The sequence below is a fragment of the Edwardsiella sp. A.80236 genome (assembly GCF_044540725.1).
Lineage (GTDB): Bacteria > Pseudomonadota > Gammaproteobacteria > Enterobacterales > Enterobacteriaceae > Edwardsiella > Edwardsiella tarda.
Genome location: NZ_JBIUCY010000014.1, coordinates 36,270 through 54,971 on the forward strand (window position 1 = coordinate 36,270; position 18,702 = coordinate 54,971).

Sequence of the window (18,702 nt, forward strand, 5' to 3'; positions counted from 1 at the left end):
ATCAAGCCAAAAATATCGGCGCTATTTTAGGCGCACACGCCTATTTTGTCCCGTGTTACAGGATATCGTTCAGCATGATGCCGACCCCGAAACGGGTCTGGCGGAAGTTATAGTCGATCAGTGACTCGCCATAACCGCTAAACAATTGGGTATAGAAACGGACGTGGCGACTCAACGGATAGCTCCAGCCCAACTCCGCCGCACCATAGCCGCTATTCCAGTTATAACGTCCACGTAGACTGAAGACGCTCTCCCCCAAACGATATCCCATCTCGGCCTCGTAGTAGCCCATATATTTGGTGATATCCGGGTTATCGTCCTTGTTTGGGCTCTCTGGGATGCGATACCAGGGGGTCAACTGCAGTTGAAAGTTTCCATTTTGTGCCAGCAGGCGGGTATAGACCCGATTCCAACTACGCGAGGTGGGATCGGCACGCCCGTTAGACTGATGCACCGCGCCCACCTCGATATCGCGCAATGACCAACCACCGAGTAGGGTGTAATCCGTTGCCCAACCGAGGAAGAGACGTGGCTCATAGTTAGTCTCACGGAAGGGGGAGGATTCGCTGCGGTTAAAAGCCTGCCACCACGACTGTTGCGTATAGGCGGCGCCGAGCACCGAGTTCTCGCCGGCGATGCCTCGCCAGATAGGAAACGCTAGGCTGATCTGAAACTTAATTTCGTTCTTCTTCGCCTGATCGCCCCAGTCATAGGAGCTGATCGCTTCCTTATTAATATCGCTGGTCTGGGTATACAGCACATAGTTTGTCGAGTAGGGGTAAAGCGTAAACGGGTTATCATACTGCCGCAGCATATTGGCAATCACCCCGTCGTTATGCTGCAATGCCTGGGTTACTCCCGACGCCCCCTCCGCCTGTACCGTTAACGGCAACAGCGCCAGCCCGGCCACCATCCATGTCCGGCCAGAGATATTCTGTTTTTTTAATTCGCTCATCACTACATCACTCATTGAAATACACCGCCCATAACGGGCAAAACACACCGGAAAGCGCGTGGATGGCGCCCGGCACTAGCCCTAAACACTCGCATCGACACCGTAATTTGATGTCATTTCCTCTCGACCGCACAGCGCCCATACCCGCGGCTTCGCGCCGCCATTTTAACGCTGAGTCTTTACGGAAAAATACAGTAGACTCCTCCTCTCACTATTCTGCGGGACGCGACGAGAACACCGACATGGACACACAACACACCCGCCAGGGGATCTTACTGGCACTGACCGCCTACCTGATCTGGGGGATCGCGCCGATCTACTTCAAGCTGATCCAGCAGGTTCCGGCGACCGAGATCCTGACCCACCGCATCATCTGGTCCTTTTTCTTTATGCTGATCCTGCTGGCCATCGGCCGCAATTGGCGACAACTGTATGCCCTACGCCACAGCCCCTATAAGATCGCCCTGCTCGCACTGAGTGCCTGTCTCATTGGGGGCAACTGGTTGCTATATATCTGGGCAGTGAATCATAACCACATGCTGGAGGCCAGCCTGGGATATTTTATTAATCCCTTGGTCAACGTGTTGCTAGGAATGCTATTTCTTGGCGAACGCTTTCGCCGCCTGCAATGGCTGGCCGTCGGCCTGGCTATCATCGGCGTCATGGTGCAACTATGGCAGTTTGGCTCCATACCCATGATCGCCCTCGGCCTAGCGTTTAGCTTCGCCTTCTATGGCCTGCTGCGTAAGAAGATCGCCATCGATGCCCAGAGTGGCATGTTGATGGAGACCCTGTGGCTACTGCCATTGGCGCTCTACTATTTATTCGGCGTCGCCGACTCGCCGACCAGTCATCTGACGGCCAACCCGACCTCACTAAACCTGCTCTTAATCGCCGCCGGGGTCATCACCACCGTTCCCCTATTGTGCTTCACCGCCGCCGCCACCCGCCTGCGCCTCTCGACCCTGGGCTTCTTTCAATATCTCGGGCCAACGCTGATGTTCCTGCTGGCGACCCTCTACTACGGCGAACAGATGACGAGCGATAAACTGATCGCCTTCGGCTTCATCTGGAGCGCCTTGCTCTTGTTTATCCTCGACGCACTCTATACACAACGACGCCTACGGCGATGACACCGCATGGCGCGAGATCCAGCGCGCCATCGGCGGTCCGATCAACAGGATGGTAAACAGACGTAGCATCTGTAACGCCATGACGAAAGCCAGATTCACCTGACTACCCGCGGCGATAATGGCGATGGTATCCAGCCCACCCGGGCTGGTGGCCAGGTAGGCGCTAAGGGGATCGATGGGTAAAACCTGCGTCAGACCCCAAGCCATTAGGGCACACAACGCCATCAGGGTGGCGATAGACAGTAGGATCTGTGGCAAGGTTCGTAACGCTAACTGAAAAATAGCACGGGTAAACAGCAGGCCAACATGCCAGCCGATCAGCGTATAAGCGATAACCAACAGCCACTCCGGTGTCTGCGGGGTCAATACCCCCGTCATGTTACACAGCGCGCCGATCAGCATCGGCAGCAATAGGGCGCCAGCGGGAATATGCAGACGCCGCCCTAGCCAACCGCCGACACCGGCAATCAACAGCGTCGCGACGAATGCCCACCCCAAGGGTGGAAACCAAGGCACGGTGGGGCTCACATGCGGCGTATCGCCCACGCCGAGACGCACCACCAGCGCCGCCGCCATGGCAACAAACAGCACCCGTAGATACTGCATAAAGGCGACCAGGCGCACATCGGCGCCGAACTCGCCAGCCATCGCCACCATGGCCGATGCGCCGCCGGGTGACGATCCCCACGCGCCGGTCGGGCCAGGCAGATCGCTCAGACGCACCAATAGCCAACCGGCTACGCCGCTACACAACTGGGTACATAGCAGGACCAACAGCACGATCGGCCAGTCATCCAGTAGGGGGGTTAATAACGAGAGAGAAAGTGAACGGGCGATCATGCAGCCCAAGATAGACTGCGCCAACGGCATCGCCAAACCATGAACCCGGATGGTGGCGCCGCGTAAACCCATCACCACGGCGGCCAACATCGGCCCCAGCAACAACGCCGCTGGCAGATGTAGCCACAGAAATAGCATACCCAGCCCCAGCGAAAAGAGCGCCAGTAGCGCCCATTGCTTCCCCTGTGCCTGCAAGCGCCCCATCTCCGTCTCCCCTTCATCGTCTTGGGACTATGATAAGCGCTTTTCTTCTACGGATTGTACAAAAAATAACGGCCCACACGGGGCCGTCATTACGCATCGGAACAGTGGCAACTTACAGCCATTTCTTACGCTTAAAGTAGAGGTAGGGAGCCAAACCTGCCAGGATCATCAGCAAGATGGCGCCGGGATAACCGAATGACCACTTCAACTCGGGCATAAACTCAAAGTTCATCCCATAGCTGGAGGCCACCAGCGTCGGCGGTAGGAATACCACGGACACCACCGAGAAGATCTTGATGATGCGGTTCTGCTCGATATTGATGAAACCCATCGCCGCCTGCATCAAGAAGTTCACCTTCTGGAATAGGGATTCATTGTGCGGCAACAGCGATTCGATATCGCGTAGCACCTCACGCGCCTGCTCTAGCTGACTGGCCGGTAGACGCGCCTTACGCACCAGGAAGTTGAGCGCACGCTGGGTATCCATCAGACATAGGCGCACCTTCCAGCCGATATCTTCCAGCTCCGCCAGGGTCGAGAGCGCGTCATCGTATTCGTCACCCTGCTGCCCCTCCATGATCACTCGGCTCAGCTTCTCCAGATCGCTGTAGATGTTTTCGATCTCGTCGGCCAACTGCTCGATCTTGGTTTCAAACAGATCCAACAACAGCTCATAAGCATTGCCGTCTACTAACGTCTGGTTGCGTGCCCGCATACGATAGAGGCGAAATGCCGGCAGCTCACGCTCGCGCAGGGTAAACAGGCGCCCTTCACGGATGGTAAAGGCGACAGTCGAGTTGCCCGCATGATCCTCCGCGTCTTCATAATAGAAGAAGGAGTGAATGTGCAGACCATCCTCATCTTCGAAGAAACGCGCAGAGGCCTCGATGTCGTCCAGCTCGGGACGGGTGGCCAAGCTCTGGCCTAGCTCGCGCTGTACGCGCTGGCGCTCATCCTCTTCTGGCTCAACCAGATCCACCCACAGCGACGCCGTGAGATTGTCTGTGTCATCCAGCTCCATACGGGATAAGCGGCAGTTATCTAAACGAAATGCACTTAGCATGCTTTAACTCCGTTGCGGTGACTTCAGGATCACGCATGGAGCACGGGAAACAAACCGGGGGGTACGTCACCTGCCTGTTTCAGACCATATCAGATCTGACTCTGCGACGCATAAAGGGTCGCTGACAACCACTAAGGCCATCAGCATCGGTGGATAGCCTTAGAAGTTGCACCCGCGTACGGGTCCAATGAGCCAGCATCTACTGGGTGTGTCCAAGGCGTATCTCCTCACAGATTATTCGTGCGCGCATGTTACGCCGACAAGAAAAAGGCTGTCAACAGACTTCCGCATAAATCGCCGGCCTGCGGCGCGTTGGGCCAAACGGAAGCTTCTACAGCGTCTCTAAGCGAGCATAGGCGGCAACCAACCACTTGATCCCCTCGCCTTTAAAGGCGATCTGTAGACGGGTATGTTCGCCGCTCCCCTCTAGGTTAATGATCGTCCCCTCGCCAAACTTGGCGTGAGCGACTCGTTGCCCCAGACGATAGCCGCTATCGCTCTGGCTGAGCGGTGTACCGAGGCGAGCGTGGCTGACCGGACGCGACACGCTGGCGCGCAAACGCACCTCCTCGACGCACGTCTCCGGCAATTCGCCGACGAAGCGCGAGGGACGATGGTACACCTCTTTACCATACAGACGGCGACTCTCCGCATAGGTCAGGGTCAACTTACGCATCGCTCGGGTTACCCCGACATAGGCCAGACGGCGCTCCTCTTCCAGTCGTCCTCCTTCATCCAAGGACATCTGGCTGGGAAACATCCCCTCTTCCATGCCGACGATAAATACTTGGGGAAACTCTAACCCCTTGGCGGAGTGTAGGGTCATCAGCTGCACCGCATCCTGGTAAGCATCGGCCTGCCCTTCGCCCGACTCGAGGGCGGCATGAGACAAGAACGCCTGGAGCGGTGGCAGATCCTCATCGTCATCCTCATAACTGAATTGGCGCGTCGCCGTCACCAACTCCTCGAGGTTTTCGATGCGCGTCTGCCCCTTCTCACCTTTCTCCTGTTCATACATCTGACGCAGACCGGAGTCACGGATCACCCGATCGGTCTGGACATGCAGCGGCAGATCGAGGCTCTGTTGCTCGAGGGCATCGATCAACTCCAAGAAACGACGCAAGGCATTGGCCGCCCGACCAGGGAACACCGCGTCCTGCAACAGCGCGCGGGTCGCCTGCCACAGCGTAAGCTGACGGTCACGCGCCGTCTGACGCACCACATCCAGCGTCCGATCGCCGATGCCGCGTACCGGGGTATTCACCACCCGCTCGAAGGCGGCATCATCATTGCGGTTAGCCAACAAGCGCAAGTAGGCCAACGCATCTTTAATCTCCTGGCGCTCGAAGAAACGCATCCCACCGTAGATACGGTAGGGCATCGCGGCCTGTAGCAGTGCCTCCTCCAGTACACGCGACTGGGCGTTACTGCGGTACAGGATAGCGCACTCCTTCAACGCACCGCCGTTGTCCTGCCAGGCCTTGATGCGATTCACCACGAAACGCGCCTCGTCCAACTCGTTGAAGGCGCAATACAGTGAGATGGGTTCTCCCTCACCATCTTCCGTCCACAGCTTCTTACCCAAACGTCCGTCGTTATTCTCGATTAATGCGTTGGCGGCACGCAGGATGTTGCCGCTGGAGCGGTAGTTCTGCTCCAAACGGATGGTCTGCGCGCCGGGAAAATCATCGAGGAATTTTTGAATATTCTCCACCTGGGCGCCACGCCAACCATAGATCGACTGATCGTCATCGCCGACGATCATCACCCGACCGCTATCGCCAGCTAGCATGCGGATCCAGGCGTACTGGATGCGGTTGGTATCCTGAAACTCATCCACCAAGATATTGCTGAAGCGGGCGCGATAGTGTTCGAGGATCTGCGGCTTATGCAGCCACAACTCATGAGCGCGCAACAGCAGCTCGGCAAAGTCCACCAGCCCGGCACGATCACAGGCCTCCTGGTAGGCTTGGTAGATGCGCAGCCAGGTCTGCTCCACCGGATTGCCATAGCTCTCAATGTGTTGGGGACGCAGACCATCATCTTTCTTGCCGTTGATGTACCACATGCCCTGACGCGCCGGCCACTGTTTCTCATCCAGATTCATCGCCTTGATGAGTCGCTTGAGCAGACGCAACTGATCTTCGCTGTCGAGGATCTGAAAATCCTGTGGTAAGCCGGCATCCAGATGATGAGCCCGTAGCAGACGGTGTGCCAAGCCATGAAAGGTGCCGATCCACATCCCTCCTTGACTGGTGCCAATCAGCGCCTCAATACGATGACGCATCTCCGCCGCCGCCTTGTTGGTAAAGGTGACCGCCATGATGGAAAAGGGAGAGCAGTGCTCCACGGCGAGCAACCAGGCGATGCGATGCACCAGAACGCGAGTCTTACCACTGCCCGCCCCCGCCAGCACCAACAGGTTACTGCGTGGCGCGGCAACCGCCTCGCGCTGTCTATCGTTCAGGCTTTCGAGCAGGTCAGATACGTCCATAGGGCACCGTCTTTTCACTGGGGAAATAGCACCATCGGTGCCATTTTACTGGAGATTTATACAGATTCTGTCGGGAATTATAGCAGTGCGAGCAGCGAAGCCAACCGGGAAATCTCGACATGGGGCAACAGGCGGCCATCGGCGGCCTGCATCAGCGAGCGGGCCCGATCGTTGATCCAACATGCCTGTACGCCACTACGCACCGCGCCAGCGACATCGGTCGTCAAGTCATCACCGACATGCAGTAACTGCCCGGGAGCCAGCCGCAAACGACGAGCCGCAGCCAGATACATGTCACCGTAAGGTTTGGCGCGCCCATCCGGGCCCGCGCGTAATACGAAGCGAAAATAGTCGCCCAGGCCACAGCGCGCCGGGTCGGCGTTACCATTCGTGATCGCCACCAACGGCAGTTGTTGAGCCAACAATCCCAAGACCCGATGGGTCTCATCGGGGACCTCGATGCGGCTACGCCACTCGGCGAAGTGCGCCAGCGCCTCATCGGCACCTCGGCGACACGCCTGCGGCGAGAGCCCACCACGCCATAGCGCCTCATGTACCGCGCGCCAACGCCATTGAGTCACATCATGGTAGATTTCCGGATCGCTGGCACGCAGTTCGGCACGCAGCCGCTGCCAATCAGCGCTCTGGAAATCCTGCAACGGAGCAAAACGATGGCGTAAAAAGTCGAGCGCCGCCTGCTCGCTACGCACGATCACCGGATGGTTGTCATACAGCGTATCGTCCAGATCGAAAGTCAACGCCGCGGGGCGCTGCACAGCACGGTAGAAATGCATCAGGTTTTCCCTCTTTTCGCGCGGGGATGGGCCGCATCATACACGTTAGCCAGATGCTGAAAGTCGAGATGGGTATAGATTTGCGTCGTCGAAAGATTGGCGTGTCCCAGCAGCTCCTGTACCGCGCGCAGATCGCCGCTGGACTCCAAGAGATGCGTGGCAAAGGAGTGACGCAGTTTATGTGGATGAATATGGCTGGTGACACCCTGCTTCACGCCCCACTCCGCAAAACGCTTCTGTACGTTGCGTGGCGAGATCCGCCCTCCTCGACTGGAAATAAACAGGGCATCGTCCTGCGGCTGTAATGCGATACGAAGCGCCAACCACTTCTCGACCCAGCGAACCGCCTCTCGCCCTATCGGCAAGCGCCGCTCCTTGCTGCCCTTACCCAACACCCACACCTCACCCGTCGCCAGATCGAGGTGGCGGCAGTCTAACCCCACCAACTCCGACAGACGCAAGCCGCCGCCATACATCAACTCCAACATCGCCCTATCGCGTACCGCCAGCGTGTCGCTTTCGTCGATCGCTAACAGACGATTGACGTCATCCACATCCAAATTCTTCGGCAGATGGCGCCCCTGGCGCGGTGCGGCGACACCTTTGGCGGGATTAGCCGCCAACGCGCCGCAGCTGACTTGCCAGTCGAGAAAACTACGCAATGCCGATAGCCGTAACGCCAGGCTGGCCGGCTCCAGTCCCTGACGGCGACTACGGGCGACCAAGGCCCGCACCCTGGCACTATCCAGGGCAAGCCAATCCGTGACGCCAGACTCCTGCAACAACGCGATAATCGCCGCCAGTTGACGACGATAGGTATCAACGGTACGCGGGCTAAGCTGCCGCTCGACACGCAACATTTGCAGAAACGCCGACACCGGCGCATTCAACGTCTCAGCCGAACTGCTCATTGCCGTTCGATCCAACGCGTCAACATCGGGGGAAGCAGGCGGGCTAACTGTGCTAACAATTCAGTCCCCATCCCTTGCTGATAGTGCTGCGCATCGGCGCTGGTGAAGATCAGCAGCCCTAGGTCCGCGAAATCGCCCATCAATGACAGCGCCACCGAGCCGACATGATGCGCCTGCGGCAACAGGAGCAATAGCTCCTGACCGTTGAGTGTGCCCAGATAGTGGTTAGCATCGCCCAAACGTTGGATACGCAATAACTCCACCTCTGACCGGGCGATCGCCAGATCAGTGAAACGCGATGGCGCGCTCAGACGCCAACGGTCGGAGAATAACCGCACATAGGCCCCCGACAAGCCCAACGAGCGCGCCCAACGCTGCAGACGCTGTAGAAAGTCATCCAACGTCGGCGCCGACGCCAATTGACTTTGCAGCGTCAACAGGCCGCCAAATAGACGTTCATTGTCCCGCGCCAGTTCGATGAGCTGCTCGATCTCCCGATCCAACGCCGCAATCTGCCGACGCTGGCGCCCCAACTGCCACTCCAGCAACGACACGGCACCCCGCACCGGGTGCGGGATGACCATCTGCTCGACCTGACGGGCATTACGGATAAAAAAATCAGGATGTTGCCGCAAATAGGCCACCACCTGCGCATCAACCAGTTCTGATTGACGGCAGTTGTCGCTCTCGCTTTCACTCATCGCTACCTACCGTTTATAAATGGATGAATCCATCATAGACGTGAGTGGCCGGCCCGATCATCAACAACGGCGTACCCGGCCCCTGCCAACAGATATGGAGGGTTCCGCCAGGTAACTCGACCCGCACCTGCTCATCCAGCAAGCCTTGCTGAATCCCTACCGCCACCGCCGCGCACGCACCGCTGCCACACGCCTGCGTTTCACCGGCGCCACGCTCGTAAACCCGTAAGCGGATATAACCGCGGTCTACCACCTGCATAAAGCCAACGTTGACCCGCTCGGGAAAACGCTCATGGCTCTCCAACGCGGGGCCTAACAGGGCGACCTGTGCCTGACTCACATCCTCGACTTGCAACACGCAATGAGGGTTACCCATCGAGACCGCGCCACACAGCACGGTCTGCTGCGCTACACGTAAAATATAGGTTTTTTCCGCCTTGGCTGCCTTAAAGGGGATCCGTCCAGGGTCAAACTGCGGCTCACCCATGTTGACCGTCACCCGCTCATCGTCATCCACATGCAAGGTCATGCGCCCATTCTGCGTACTGACCCGGATATCTCGCCGATTCGTCAGCCCCTTAATGCGAACGAAACGCGCGAAACAACGCGCGCCATTGCCGCATTGGGCCACCTCGCTGCCGTCAGCATTGAAGATGCGGTAATGGAAGTCGAGGTCGGGATCATAGGGGGGTTCGACGACCAACAGTTGGTCAAAACCCACGCCGGTATGCCTGTCGGCCAGGCGGCGAATTAACTCGGGCGAAAAATAAACGTTCTGGGTGACGGCATCCACCACCATAAAATCATTACCCAGCCCGTGCATCTTGGCAAACTGCATGTCCCTACCCCTTGATGAATACCTGCCAACGTCTACCCTTGGCACACGGTGCGAAAATCAGTGGGCGTTCCCAGCCTCGGCGGGGGCCGTCTGCGCCGCCTTCGAGGTCGGTTCCTGCGTCGGCGCCGGTACGTTATAGACCTCCGGTGCCTTCTGTGCGGCCGGAGCCTGCTGCGGCGGAGGGAAATAGAGCGGCCCTTTCAGTCCACAGCCCCCCAACGCCGCGGCGCACAGCACCAATAGCGCACTACGGAATTGTCTGTTCATTGTATTAATGCCTGTGATTCCAGAGTTCAAGCTTTCTATAATCGCAGTTGGATACTGAAAAGCAATAGGAAATGATTATGAATGACAGCGAGTTTCACCAGTTGGCCGACGCACTGATGCAGTCGTTAGAAGAGGCGCTAGACGCCTATCAAGACGATGCCGACATCGATTGTGAAACCAACGGCGGCGTCATGACGCTTAGCTTTGAAGATGGTAGCAAGATCGTGGTTAACCGCCAGGAGCCGTTACACCAAATCTGGCTGGCGACCCGCGCCGGCGGTTACCACTTCGATTATCACGATGGACAGTGGCGCTGTTCACGCAGCGCGGCCACCTTCAGCCAGGTATTAAACGAAGCGTGCAGTGCCCAAGCGGGCGTAGCGGTGGCACTCGACTTAGCGTAAGTCGAGCGTCAATACACCTTAAAACGCTGACACGGCGCATCCTCACCGTCCCCCTCCGTAACGGGGGGCGGCACCGCTTTACTGCGGAAAGGGATCACCTGGGCGCGTCCATCCTTCGTCACGATCTGGTAGAACTGTGGCAGGTTAAAGTTGATAAAGCTAGAACCATAGGTGAAACGGTCATGTGACGAAGAGTAGAAGCGGCTGACATCGCGTACCAGCTCCTCTTTACTTCCTTCACAATGGTGATAGACCTCGACCCGATTAGACTCATCCAGGATATAGATGTTAAAGCCGTCGCGCTCGCCATCCTCGAAGAAGAACTGGATGATCCCCTCGCTAGCATAACCGTCGACGACCGCCGGTAGATGAGCCTGCTCGGTCTCTACCTGCATCGAGAGGCCGTGCAATTTGTTATTCGAGATAGCACCGTAAAACTCGACGGCATTCTCCAGCTTCTGTACCGAGACGCTCAGACGTTCGAAGAAAAGCCCCCACGTCTGCCCGGCCACACGCACCGCCTTAAAACGCCCTGGCTCTTGGCGCGTGCTGGAGAGACGCAGATCGATGCACTCCGAGACCAGTTGCTGCAAGCGCGTACGGATCAGGCCACGCAGATGACGACTGTAGCAGAACACCTCCACCGCCTCTGGCGGCGCGGCATCCTGATGCATCTTGCCCAGAATCGTCTTCAACGCCTCCAGCACCGCCTGCTCACCGCTAAAGTGCAGTGTACGCACCTCATTCCACGAGTTGCGATACAGCAGATCGACGCTACCGACCAAACACTGCTGCTGCTCACCGAAACTAAAGACATCCAACTGACGGAAATCGAAGTGCACCACCTGGTTACTAAAGGTGGCGGTCGGATCATGCTCCAGGTTGACGATAATCGCTAAGTGACGGATTTCACATGGACTGTACAATGCTTTCGGCGTCGGTGCAGGTAAACGCAACGGGAAATGATTCGCCACATCGCGCACCAGCTCACGTAGCTTATTCAGATCGCACTGGCTGCTATTCGCCTTCAAGTGTAGCCGCGTCTCTGACGTCAACAGACCATTGAAGTAGGCCCAGGCCACCAGCTTATTAAGGTAACGGTTATATTCCAGCGGCTGATGACTGACGATACTGTCGATGGTCGGAGCCTGGTTATAGAGATACCAGCCGCTGCGATTGGCACGCCCGACCGGGACATAGATAAAAGTCAGATCGCCCTCAGAGAGATCCGGCGAGATCTGCGGGTTGACCAGCGTCACCTTACCCGGCAACGCCTCGAAGGCGGCGTAAAGCTTACGCGTCAACACCCCAATATCCTGCGGGCTGGCACTAACACTCAAATTATTGCGCCGAGCGAAACGGATCAGGTTGCGATAACTCTGCATCATCGCGTCCAACAACTCGTTATGTGCCTCACGCACCTGGCCAATCTTCCAATTGGCACGATTATCCAACGAGCGAATCAACGCCTCATCCCAGCCCCATTGTGCCACCAACTGGCTGAGGATCTCCCGCCGCCAGCCCACGCAAGCGCGAGTACGCGACATCTTCTCGCACACCTTCAGATAGAAGCAGCGACGCGCTAAATCGAGACGAGCATGATCACCGATCTGCTCCAGATAATGGGTAACCCGCTCCAACATCATGCAGTAAGGGTCGAGCCCGAAGGAGACAATCTCTCCCTTATGCAGGCGATTCTTGATATCCATCGCCAACAGTTCGGTATTGGGATACTCCCAAGAGTAAGCCTCCAGCAGCAGGCTCTTCAGCACCGCCTTATAGGGCGAGTCGATACTCTTATACAACTGCCACAGGCTGGCGCCGAAGTACTCTTCAGCCGACAACGAACTCAGCCCACCGAGATCGAGCCACTCGTTGGGTGTCAACGCCCCCTGCGCATACAGTGAGAGCACATACTCATCGTAGTGCCCCTCTTCTTCACAGGGCACCATGCTCCACAGAATACGCTTACCCGCCAGGCGAACAGCGGTACGATAAAACTCATCGAGCAAGAGAATATGTTGCGTCGAACCACAGTCTTCCCCGCCGAGGCTACCGCTCTCGTTATGACGAAAACGGTTCTCGTCGATCAAGAAGAAACTGACCTCAACCCCCAGCGAGGCAGCCCATTTCTCCAGCAGCAGACACTTCTGCTGCAGCTGATTGCGCTCACTGTTATCCAACCAGGAGTGATGGCAGACCCAGATATCCAGATCGGAGCTACAGCTCTGACCGATGGAGGAGGTGCTACCCATGGTATACAGCCCGGTGATCGGCTGTTGATCCGAGCCCGTCACCGGCGGAATACTACCCGGCGCACGCGTCTCGATATGGTGCAGATAGTGTTGCTGAGCGGCATCAGGCTTGAAGAAACAGATCCCATGCGGGACGCTTCCCTCTAAATAACCCGGCATCAGCGGATGATGAAAGTGCAATAAGGTAGGCAGCAGCGTATACACCTGCTGAAAAGCGGGTCCCATCGCCGACAGTGCACGATCAACCCGAAGTTGGTTAATCGCATCCAGTCGTTGCTTCAGTGTCTCGATGTAGAGGTACAAGACGTTTCGCCTGATTTTCTGGTGTACGAAAGGGGACTCGTTTCCATGCCCCCCAACAACGGTTCTATTAATAGTAATGATAGATGGGAAATTGCTGGAAACGTGATCAATTTAACACCTTGCCGATTGACCGTAAAGATAGAAACACCACACACTGAATATTGAGATTCCCTTGTCGTTGATCTTTCCCGCTTTTCCCCCGCATTTCCCGCTCACTGATGCGACCCCTCCCGTGCGCTGACACTGCCTGCTCAGGCCGCAACATGGTAGGATGAAGGCCAGGCAAACGAGGGATATACACATGCAATCAACGACTACGGCAGCGCAGCAGACGCTGCGCATCGCAACGCGCCAGAGCCCGCTGGCGCTGTGGCAGGCACATTATGTCCGGGATCAATTGCTGACCCACTGGCCACAGCTGACGATAGAGCTGGTCCCCATGGTCACACGCGGCGACGTGCTACTCGACACCCCTCTGGCCAAAGTGGGTGGTAAGGGCCTGTTCGTCAAGGAGCTGGAACTGGCTCTGTTGGAGGGGCGCGCCGACATCGCCGTCCATTCGATGAAGGACGTGCCAGTCGCGTTCCCCGATGGGTTAGGACTGGTCACCATCTGCCCGCGCGAAGATCCACGCGATGCCTTTGTCTCCCCCCACTTCGCCTCACTGGATCAGCTCCCGCCCGGAAGCATCGTTGGGACCTCCAGCCTGCGACGCCAATGTCAATTGCGTGCCGCGCGTCCAGATCTCCAGATACGTGACCTGCGCGGGAATGTCGGCACCCGTCTGGCAAAACTGGATGCTGGCGAATATGACGCCATTATTCTGGCTGCCGCTGGGCTCAAGCGTTTGCAATTGGAAGCACGTATCCGTACCCCACTGACGGCGGAGCAGTCGTTGCCGGCGGTCGGTCAAGGTGCGGTGGGTATCGAGTGCCGCCTGACAGACGAGGCGACCCGCGCATGGTTGGCCCCGCTCAATCATGAAAGCACAGCGTTACGCGTCAGCGCCGAGCGTGCGATGAATATGCGTTTGGAGGGGGGCTGCCAGGTCCCCATCGGTAGTTACGCTGAAATCGACGGCGATCAACTCTGGCTACGCGCCTTGGTGGGCCGCCCGGATGGCTCGCTGATCATTCGCGGCGAACGCCGCGGCCCATTGCACCAGGCAGAAAGCATGGGCATCGATTTAGCCGATGAGCTCCTGGCTCGTGGGGCGCGCGCCATCCTCGATGCTGTTTACCAACAGCCAGCGTAAACGGTCATGAGTATCTTGGTCACCCGTCCCTCCCCCGCCGGCGAACAGCTGGTCGAGCGCTTACGCGCGGCGGGGATGGCGGCCTGGCACAGCCCCTTGATCGACTACGCGCCCGGCGCGCAGCTGGCGCAATTGCCCGAACGACTCGCCGAGCTGGCGCCGGGTGATCTGCTGCTCGCCGTATCACGCCCCGCCGTCCAGTACGCCAGTAGCAGGCTACAACGCGCGGGGCTCCCCTGGCCGCCGACGCTACGCTACCTCGCTATCGGTCACACCACCGCCCAGGCGCTCCAGGCAGCGAGTGGTCAGTCGGTGATCTACCCGGATCACGGTGAGACGTCTGAGGCGCTGCTGGCCCTGCCCGCCCTACAGTCACTCAACGCGCGGCGAGCCCTGATCCTACGCGGTAATGGTGGACGCGAGCTGATCGCCGCCACCCTACGGGCTCACGGCGTAACCGTCACACTATGCGAATGCTACCAGCGACGCCCCTGTATCCCTCCGGGTAGCGATCACTATCGACGCTGGCAACAACAGAAAATCTCGACACTGGTGGTGACCAGTGGTGAAATGCTGCAACAGCTCTATGATTTAGTTCCTGAATACGATCGGCGGCATTGGTTACTGTGCTGCCGACTCATCGTCGTCAGCGAACGCCTAGCGCAACGCGCCCGCGATCTGGGATGGCAAGAGATCCGGGTGGCCGACAGCGCCAACAACGACGCATTATTGCGCACGCTACAGATCACTTGACCATGGGACATGCCACGATGACGGAACCCACTACCCCGCCAGAAAAGGCGACTAACGCCGAGACGGCCAGCGAACCGGCACAGCAGCCGCACACCTCACAACCGCAAGAGCGCTCCCGTAAGCCGACCAATCATGCCGCCCAAAAATCCTCCGCGGGCGGCCAGGCGTTGGGCGCTATCGCCATTGTGTTGGTCATCGCCCTCGGTGGCGGCCTCTATTACCATGGCCACCAGCAGGCACAGCGCCAACTCGCCGATGAACAGAATTTACAGGAGCAACTGAGCGCGCTACATACGGCACAGGCGCAAGAGAAACTGCGGCTAGAAGCCCTGCTGAATAAGCAGACCAAAGCCCTCGACATCGCGCAACAACTCCAGGCTACGCAATCACAACAGCTGAAGGAGCTAGAGCAGAAGGTCGCCGCCATCTCCGGCAACGATGCGGCGACCTGGAAACTGGCCCAAGCTGATTTCCTGGTGAAATTGGCCGAACGTAAGCTGTGGAGCGACCAAGACGTGACCACCGCCATCGCCCTGCTAAAAAATGCGGATGCCACCTTGGCTGGTATGAACGACCCCAGCCTACTGAGCGTCCGCCGGGCGATCACCGAGGATATCGCCACCTTATCGGCACTCGGTCAAATCGACTTTGACGGCATCATTCTACAACTTAACCAGTTAGCCAATCAGGTCGACGATCTACGCCTGGCCGACAACGACAGCGACGAAGCGCCGATGGATCAGGATGACGGTGAACTAAGCGCCTCATTGAGCCAATGGCGACAAAACTTGGCGAAAAGCTGGCACACCTTTATCTCCGAGTTTATTACCATCCGCCGACGAGACAGCAATGACGAGCCACTACTGGCGCCCAACCAAGATGTTTATCTCCGTGAGAACATTCGCTCGCGCCTGCTGATCGCGGCCCAAGCGGTGCCGCGCCACCAGAACCAAATCTATCAGCAATCGCTAGAGAGCGTATCGGCTTGGGTACGTGCCTATTTCGACGTCAACGATCCGAGCACCAAGGCATTTCTTAATCAGATCGATGCCCTCAGCCAGCAATCCGTCAGCATGGTATTGCCCGATGCTCTCAAGAGCCAGCCTCTGCTGGACAAGCTATTACACTCCCGTAGCAACGCCCCGATGGCGGCGCCGGCCACGCCTGCAACACAGGGGGAATAACCATGCTCAAGGTTCTGTTGCTGTTTATCATCCTGATTGCAGGCATCGTGCTCGGTCCGATGTTTGCGGGTCATCAGGGGTATGTGCTGATCCAGACCGACAACTACAATATCGAGACGAGCGTCACCTCGCTGGTGATCATGTTAGTGCTACTGATGGTCGTACTGTTCGCCCTGGAATGGCTGCTACGTCGTCTGTTACGCACCGGTGCCCGTACGCGTGGCTGGTTTATTGGCCGCAAGCGTAGTCGCGCCCGTCGTCAGACGCGCGAAGGGTTACTCAAACTGACCGAAGGCGACTACGGCCAAGTCGAAAAGCTCCTAGCACGTAACGCCGACCATGCCGATCAACCGCTGGTCAACTATCTGTTGGCGGCCGAGGCCGCGCAACAGCGTGACGATGAACTGCGCGCCAATCAGTATCTGGAGCGGGCTGCCGAAGTGGCCGGCAGCGATCAACTGCCGGTCGACATCACCCGAGTTCGCCTACAGCTTGCACGCAAGGAGTACCATGCCGCGCGTCACGGCGTGGATGCACTGCTCAATTATGCTCCGCGTCACCCAAAAGTGTTACGTTTAGCGGAACAAGCGTATCTACACACCGATGCCTTTGAGCCGTTATTGGAGATCCTGCCGGCACTGGCTAAGGCGGGTGAGCACAGCGATGAACAGATCGAAAAGCTCCAGCTACGCGCCTATATCGGCCTGATGGACCAAGCCATGGCCAATGGTGGCAGTGAGGGGTTGAAACAGTGGTGGAAGGCGCAGGGACGTAAGACCCGTCATGAGACGGCGCTCCAGGTCGCGCTGGCCGAACACCTGATCGAATGCGACGACCACCTGGCTGCCCAGCAGATGGTGGTTGACGGCCTGAAGCGACGCTTTGACGAGCGTCTGGTACGCCTGATGCCTCGCCTAAAATCGAGCCAACCGGAGCAATTGGAGAAATTACTGCAACAGCAGATCCGCCAGCATGGTGCCAGCGCACTGCTCAACAGCACCTTAGGGCAACTGCTGATGCGTCACGGAGAGTGGCAAGCGGCAGCCGATGCACTACGTGCCGCCCTCAAGCAGCGCCCAGATGCCTACGACTACGCCTGGCTGGCAGATGTATTAGAAAAACTGCATCGCCCCGAGGAAGCGGCTCAGATGCGACGTGATGGCCTATTGCTGACATTGCAGCAGGACCATGCCACGCACTAACTCATCACGGTTACACAAATCGGCCCGCATTGCGGGCCTTTTTTTGGCAAAAAAAAACACCTGCCAGCAGGCAAGTGTTGAAAAAGGACAATCAGATCTTAAGACAACTGATCGGTGCCTCACTCAACGACGTGTCCGCGGCGTGCTGATCAAAGACAGCATGATTCGGACCATAGGCACCACAAGTCGGCTCTGCATCATTCTCAGTTTTATGAAGCTTACGCAAACATAAGGGGGCGAATGAGCATCTACAGACCAAGTATTGCATAAACCATGCCAATATTTAAAGCCAGCACCGGTCATTGCTCCATCGCCGCTCAGCGCCAATGTCGTCTCCAGATGACGACATCTATCGATGTCTTAATAAAATTTCATTTAAATACAAAAGAATAAGTGTCGCCAATTAGAGACATCTAGTGTAAAAATGGTCACCTAACAGCACCATTGAGAATAAAAACATTTAGAATCAATCTGTTAATCAGATGCGCTTTGCCTTGATGACAGCACATCACCAACACGCGCAGAGTCATACGCACGTACGGCAGGCAACACAAAATGATAGTAGAAAGAGAAGAGGAGAAAACGCAGATACAAAAAAACCTCGACAATGCGAGGAGAGAGGGTGGTCGGCGAGAGAGGATTCGAACCTCCGACCCACTGGTCCCAAACCAGTTGCGCTACCAAGCTGCGCTACTCGCCGATTTTATAATACCCCAGTAGGGTGTGGTGCGAAGAGAGGGACTTGAACCCTCACGTCCGTTAAGACACTAACACCTGAAGCTAGCGCGTCTACCAATTCCGCCACCTTCGCATGCCACTTTAATCTGGGGTGGCTAATGGGACTCGAACCCACGACAACTGGAATCACAATCCAGGGCTCTACCAACTGAGCTATAGCCACCAATGTACTTCTAACGCGGTAATGATACCACCGCAGCTCCGACGCCGTAAAAAATAATGGCGCGCCCGACAGGATTCGAACCTGAGACCTCTGCCTCCGGAGGGCAGCGCTCTATCCAGCTGAGCTACGGGCGCTCAGCGCCGTTGCGGGGGTGGATACTACGGGCTTCAGGCGATCCTGTCCAGTGCTTTTTTGCAGAAAAAACGCGTTTGATTACAGTTTGCCCATTCTGACGCAAAAAACCT

The 18,702-nt window shown here is 57.3% G+C and carries 16 protein-coding genes and 4 tRNA genes; 6 read left to right on the plus strand and 14 right to left on the minus strand.

The window, feature by feature from the left end; genetic code table 11:
* Window positions 1-55: 55 nt before the first annotated feature.
* Window positions 56-955, minus strand: a complete 900-nt coding sequence (gene pldA, locus ACEQFP_RS12430) for a phospholipase A (RefSeq protein WP_035598192.1) — start codon at window positions 953-955, stop codon at window positions 56-58.
* Between the two features lie 242 nt (window positions 956-1,197).
* On the opposite strand from pldA, the gene rarD reads away from it, so the two are divergent.
* A complete protein-coding gene (rarD, locus tag ACEQFP_RS12435) occupies window positions 1,198-2,088 on the plus strand; it encodes an EamA family transporter RarD (protein ID WP_005290215.1) in 891 nt (296 codons plus the stop codon).
* Here rarD and ACEQFP_RS12440 read toward each other — a convergent pair.
* The 8 genes from ACEQFP_RS12440 to ACEQFP_RS12475 all read right to left on the minus strand — a co-directional run bounded on the left by ACEQFP_RS12440 (window position 2,077) and on the right by ACEQFP_RS12475 (window position 10,200).
* Window positions 2,077-3,132, minus strand: a complete 1,056-nt coding sequence (locus ACEQFP_RS12440; protein WP_097364226.1) for an AbrB family transcriptional regulator — start codon at window positions 3,130-3,132, stop codon at window positions 2,077-2,079. The two genes, rarD and ACEQFP_RS12440, sit on opposite strands and share 12 nt — an antisense overlap.
* 112 nt (window positions 3,133-3,244) lie before the next feature.
* Window positions 3,245-4,195 carry a magnesium/cobalt transporter CorA gene (corA, locus tag ACEQFP_RS12445; protein ID WP_005297140.1) on the minus strand — a complete coding sequence of 317 codons (951 nt, stop codon included), beginning with the start codon at window positions 4,193-4,195 and terminating at the stop codon, window positions 3,245-3,247.
* Between the two features lie 331 nt (window positions 4,196-4,526).
* Window positions 4,527-6,689: a DNA helicase II gene (gene uvrD / locus ACEQFP_RS12450; RefSeq protein ID WP_370548025.1), complete on the minus strand. Its 2,163-nt coding sequence runs from the start codon at window positions 6,687-6,689 to the stop codon at window positions 4,527-4,529.
* A 77-nt stretch (window positions 6,690-6,766) separates the two neighbouring features.
* Window positions 6,767-7,483 (minus strand): 5-amino-6-(5-phospho-D-ribitylamino)uracil phosphatase YigB, encoded by a 717-nt coding sequence (yigB, locus tag ACEQFP_RS12455; protein WP_035607831.1) that lies wholly within the window; start codon window positions 7,481-7,483, stop codon window positions 6,767-6,769.
* On the minus strand, window positions 7,483-8,394 hold the full coding sequence (gene xerC / locus ACEQFP_RS12460; RefSeq protein ID WP_005290203.1) for a tyrosine recombinase XerC: 912 nt from the start codon (window positions 8,392-8,394) through the stop codon (window positions 7,483-7,485). The genes yigB and xerC overlap by 1 nt, the downstream gene beginning before the upstream one ends.
* Complete coding sequence (locus ACEQFP_RS12465) at window positions 8,391-9,095, minus strand: DUF484 domain-containing protein (protein ID WP_005290201.1); 705 nt, start codon at window positions 9,093-9,095, stop codon at window positions 8,391-8,393. Before ACEQFP_RS12465 ends, xerC begins: the two co-directional genes overlap by 4 nt.
* 13 nt (window positions 9,096-9,108) lie before the next feature.
* Complete coding sequence (dapF, locus tag ACEQFP_RS12470) at window positions 9,109-9,933, minus strand: diaminopimelate epimerase (protein WP_005290199.1); 825 nt, start codon at window positions 9,931-9,933, stop codon at window positions 9,109-9,111.
* A gap of 57 nt (window positions 9,934-9,990) precedes the next feature.
* A complete protein-coding gene (locus ACEQFP_RS12475; RefSeq protein ID WP_005290197.1) occupies window positions 9,991-10,200 on the minus strand; it encodes a lipoprotein in 210 nt (69 codons plus the stop codon).
* 77 nt (window positions 10,201-10,277) lie between these two features.
* Between ACEQFP_RS12475 and cyaY the strand changes: the two genes are divergently transcribed.
* Window positions 10,278-10,604: an iron donor protein CyaY gene (gene cyaY / locus ACEQFP_RS12480; protein ID WP_005297133.1), complete on the plus strand. Its 327-nt coding sequence runs from the start codon at window positions 10,278-10,280 to the stop codon at window positions 10,602-10,604.
* Between the two features lie 8 nt (window positions 10,605-10,612).
* On the opposite strand, the gene ACEQFP_RS12485 is transcribed toward cyaY, so the two are convergent.
* Complete coding sequence (locus ACEQFP_RS12485; protein ID WP_035607843.1) at window positions 10,613-13,162, minus strand: class I adenylate cyclase; 2,550 nt, start codon at window positions 13,160-13,162, stop codon at window positions 10,613-10,615.
* A 301-nt stretch (window positions 13,163-13,463) separates the two neighbouring features.
* Between ACEQFP_RS12485 and hemC the strand changes: the two genes are divergently transcribed.
* From hemC to hemY, 4 genes are read left to right on the plus strand one after another with little or no spacing between them, the layout of a single operon-like run.
* Window positions 13,464-14,417, plus strand: a complete 954-nt coding sequence (gene hemC, locus ACEQFP_RS12490) for a hydroxymethylbilane synthase (RefSeq protein ID WP_035598206.1) — start codon at window positions 13,464-13,466, stop codon at window positions 14,415-14,417.
* A gap of 6 nt (window positions 14,418-14,423) precedes the next feature.
* Entirely contained in the window at window positions 14,424-15,170 is a 747-nt protein-coding gene (hemD, locus tag ACEQFP_RS12495) for a uroporphyrinogen-III synthase (protein ID WP_005290187.1), read from the plus strand.
* Between the two features lie 17 nt (window positions 15,171-15,187).
* On the plus strand, window positions 15,188-16,354 hold the full coding sequence (hemX, locus tag ACEQFP_RS12500) for a uroporphyrinogen-III C-methyltransferase (RefSeq protein ID WP_035598209.1): 1,167 nt from the start codon (window positions 15,188-15,190) through the stop codon (window positions 16,352-16,354).
* A gap of 2 nt (window positions 16,355-16,356) precedes the next feature.
* Window positions 16,357-17,556: a protoheme IX biogenesis protein HemY gene (hemY, locus tag ACEQFP_RS12505; RefSeq protein WP_370558317.1), complete on the plus strand. Its 1,200-nt coding sequence runs from the start codon at window positions 16,357-16,359 to the stop codon at window positions 17,554-17,556.
* A 623-nt stretch (window positions 17,557-18,179) separates the two neighbouring features.
* Here the strand turns inward: hemY and ACEQFP_RS12510 are convergent.
* The 4 genes from ACEQFP_RS12510 to ACEQFP_RS12525 form a co-directional block, all read right to left on the minus strand.
* Window positions 18,180-18,256 (minus strand) — tRNA-Pro (locus ACEQFP_RS12510).
* A gap of 24 nt (window positions 18,257-18,280) precedes the next feature.
* A tRNA-Leu gene (locus tag ACEQFP_RS12515) sits at window positions 18,281-18,367 on the minus strand.
* A gap of 14 nt (window positions 18,368-18,381) precedes the next feature.
* A tRNA-His gene (locus ACEQFP_RS12520) sits at window positions 18,382-18,457 on the minus strand.
* 57 nt (window positions 18,458-18,514) lie between these two features.
* Window positions 18,515-18,591: transfer RNA gene (locus ACEQFP_RS12525), tRNA-Arg, on the minus strand.
* Window positions 18,592-18,702 lie beyond the last annotated feature (111 nt).